The sequence below is a fragment of the Aeromicrobium sp. genome, assembly GCF_036675695.1.
In the GTDB taxonomy this organism is placed as follows: Bacteria; Actinomycetota; Actinomycetes; order Propionibacteriales; family Nocardioidaceae; genus Aeromicrobium.
Map to the genome: position 1 here is coordinate 1 of NZ_JAKFEL010000032.1, position 2997 is coordinate 2997.

4 protein-coding genes are annotated in these 2997 nt (G+C 65.7%); 3 read left to right on the forward strand and 1 reads right to left on the reverse strand.

Annotated elements, in window-relative coordinates; translation table 11 throughout:
- The 3 genes from V6M39_RS01800 to V6M39_RS01810 form a co-directional block, all read left to right on the forward strand.
- A partial coding sequence (locus V6M39_RS01800) for a GMC oxidoreductase (RefSeq protein ID WP_332641947.1) occupies nucleotides 1–267 on the forward strand: 267 nt, incomplete at its 5' end.
- Between the two features lie 87 nt (nucleotides 268–354).
- Nucleotides 355–1920, forward strand: a complete 1566-nt coding sequence (locus V6M39_RS01805) for a hypothetical protein (RefSeq protein WP_332641948.1) — start codon at nucleotides 355–357, stop codon at nucleotides 1918–1920.
- Nucleotides 1921–2040: 120 nt separating this feature from the next.
- Nucleotides 2041–2346 (forward strand): hypothetical protein, encoded by a 306-nt coding sequence (locus V6M39_RS01810; RefSeq protein WP_332641949.1) that lies wholly within the window; start codon nucleotides 2041–2043, stop codon nucleotides 2344–2346.
- Between the two features lie 81 nt (nucleotides 2347–2427).
- Here the strand turns inward: V6M39_RS01810 and V6M39_RS01815 are convergent.
- On the reverse strand, nucleotides 2428–2997 hold a 570-nt coding region (locus V6M39_RS01815; RefSeq protein ID WP_332641950.1), incomplete at its 5' end, for a TetR/AcrR family transcriptional regulator.

Consider the following 2997-nt stretch of genomic DNA (forward strand, 5'->3'; position numbering starts at 1 on the left):
CGGATCCGGGCGACCGCCGGGCTCACCGGTCCGGTGCTGGACACGCACCTCGTCGTACCCAGCACCTGGCACCCGCTGGGCGGCGCCTCGATGGGCACCACGTGCGACCTCGACGGCCGTGTGTTGGGCCAGCGGGGCCTCTACGTCCTGGACGGTGCGCTCATCCCGGGCACCACCGCCGGATGCAACCCTTCCATGACGATCGCCGCCGTCGCCGAACGTGCCCTCGACAACATCGTGCGCAACGACATCGGCACGCTGATCTGACCGCGTCGTGTGGCACTGCCGCACGACAGACGACGTGCGGCGGGTAAATGGTGCTCAGTCCTGGTTGGCTCGTGAGACAGTGCCGCCGTGAGCCTCGATCTCGGATCTGTGACTGGGAAACCGTCCATCTACGAATTCATCCGTGGCCACTTGGATGAGGTTGGTCGACTCGTTGAACCTGCCGCGTCGCTGCCGGACGAGGCGACTGTGATGAGCGGGGATCTCAAGTGGGCGCCCGGTGCCATGGACGGAGCCTTTGGCCACCACGGCGGTGGGGCTGGGTCTGCCCAACTCGCAGACAGCGCCGCCCAAGCATTCGTGGCGGCAAGCAAGCGACCGACGCGACGTCGTCTGAGTCGGCTTTACAAGGCCGTCCAATCAGACAACGTTCTGGACTTCATGGATCCGCTGATCGAGAAGCTCGTTCAGCTCCAGCCAGATCGCGGACGCTTGCACGACTTGGGTCGGTGGCTTGCGACGACAGCATCGGATCGTGGCGCAGTGAAGGTCGGGATTGCGATCTTGGGGGTGACCGGCCTTGATCGGGACGTGGATGTTGTGCGTGCACTCGGGGCGCACGACGAGTTCACCTTGTTCGCTGCGGTGGCGCTGTCGAACGGTCTGGAGGACTCCGAGTCAGAGCTGTGGGCCCTGGCCAATGTCGTTGATGGGTGGGGCCGCATCCAGTGCGTTGAGCGGCTCCGCGACACCACGGACCCAGCAATCCGGAGATGGATTCTCCGAGAGGGATTCCGAAACTCGGTGATGTACGAATACCTGGCCCACATCGCTGCCACCACCGGCGGTCTTTTGGAGGCGCTGCGAGCCGAGGAGCCCGACCGAGATCTCCTCACCGCGGCAGGCGAGATTCTGGCCGCGCTGATCGACGGCGGGCCAGCCGAGGACATGACTGACTACGACGACGGGGCGGACGCCACCGAGGCCTTCCTCGCACACATGGCCCGTCGTGCCGAAACACTCCATGATTTCCAGGCTGTGGCGGCCATCCGGTCGTTCCTGGACTCCGAAAGTGTGTGGGACGACCTCGGTGCTCGTGGCTGGAGTGCCACACGGCGGGACGCATTCGAGCGCCTCTGCGACGAGGTCCTCGCGCGGCAGGAGTGGATCGAACGCATTCAAGCAGGACTCGAGTCGCCGGACGCCGTGGAATATTGGCGCGCTGAGCAGGCGGCAAGACGTCGAGGGATCGACGTCTTCCACATTCAGGTCCGACGGATCCGCCAGGATCCCTTCGGGCAGGACTGGTTCGCCGCCTGGCAGGGCGCCACTCCCGAACGTGCCGAGGAGCTTGTGAACCTGGCGACCGAGCTTCTGCCCCTGGGTGACATGGGCACCGGTCCACAAGACCTGGCCGGCTTCGGCCCCGAGTGGCGCAGTCACAATGCCCTCGACTGGACACTTCAGGCCTTGAGGAGCCACCCGGGGGTCGGTGCTCATCTGGTCTTGATCGGTCTTCAGAGTCCCATGACTCGGAACCGGAACATGTCCCTCAATGCGCTCAGTGATTGGCCGCGAGAGCAATGGCCACCCGGAGCAGAGGAACTCGTCCAACGACTCGCCACAGCCGACCCGAACGAGCACGCCCGCGAGCATGCCGGCGAAGTGCTCGCTGGCACCGTACTGGGAAACTAATCACCGACCATGCCAGCTGGTGGCGGATTGGGTCACCGTTGCGTCGTCGGTGTCGCCCTCGCCGTGCTACCTGGGATCCGGGCGGACTGGGCAGATGCGGGCGCCTGTCATCCTGACCGGGTGAAACCTCCCGGCACATTGAAGGTGTCAGAACTGCGCGCAGCAATGGAGCGCCTACTCACGGCGATCGAGGAGCAGATCGGTCCCGAGATCGACATTCCCGTCGACTTCTACTGGAACGTGCCGAACTCCGCCGCCTACAAGGTCGGAAAGAAGCCCAAGCTCGATGTGGGTTCCGTGGTCGACGACGTGCAGTCCGTGTCGGACTACGCGTCTGAGCCAGTCGATGAACACACGGCGATCTGGCACGAGTGCGAGCACGTTGCGGGAGTCCTCCGCGCCATCGCCCAGGTCGACATGCGCTGACCTGGAGCCTTGTGTGAGCGGTTCCGACGTTGTGCAGACGCGGCGAAGTGACGCACCGCTCCAGACCAACCGGACGCATGTTCAGATCGTGAGGTCCGAGAGGTCGATGCTCGGCAGGGGGTGGGAACAGATGGTCCGGGCCTCGTCATCCGGCACGCCGAGCATCCGGAGCAGGTCGGTCGCCATCTGGTCGGTGGTGGCGGCGTCGTCACGGGTCGGATCGTCGTGCAGGGCCTGCCCGAGGGCGAGTACGCCGCCCGCGGCCAGCATCAGTGCGACCTGAGGGTCTGCGACCGAGAAGCGTCCGGTCGCGACGCCGTTCTCGATGTCGCGGAGCGCGCGGGGCGCCAGGCCGCGGTCGGAGCTGATCAGCGCTGGTCCGTGGGCGAGCAGCACCCTGCTCAGTTCGGGTACCAGGCGGTGGAGGCGGCCGGTGAGCCGGAAGCTCTGGGCAAAGACCTCGGCCGGGTCGTCGAAGTCCTCGGCCAGCCGGTCAAGGAGGTCGGCATGGGCCTCCAGGGCGTCATTGATGGCGGCTTGAAACAGCTCGTCCTTGCTCGCGAAGTGGTTGTAGAACGAGCCCATCCCGACGTCCGCGATCTGGGTGATCTCCAGGAGGGCGACGTTCTCGCGGCCGTCGGCGATGACGCG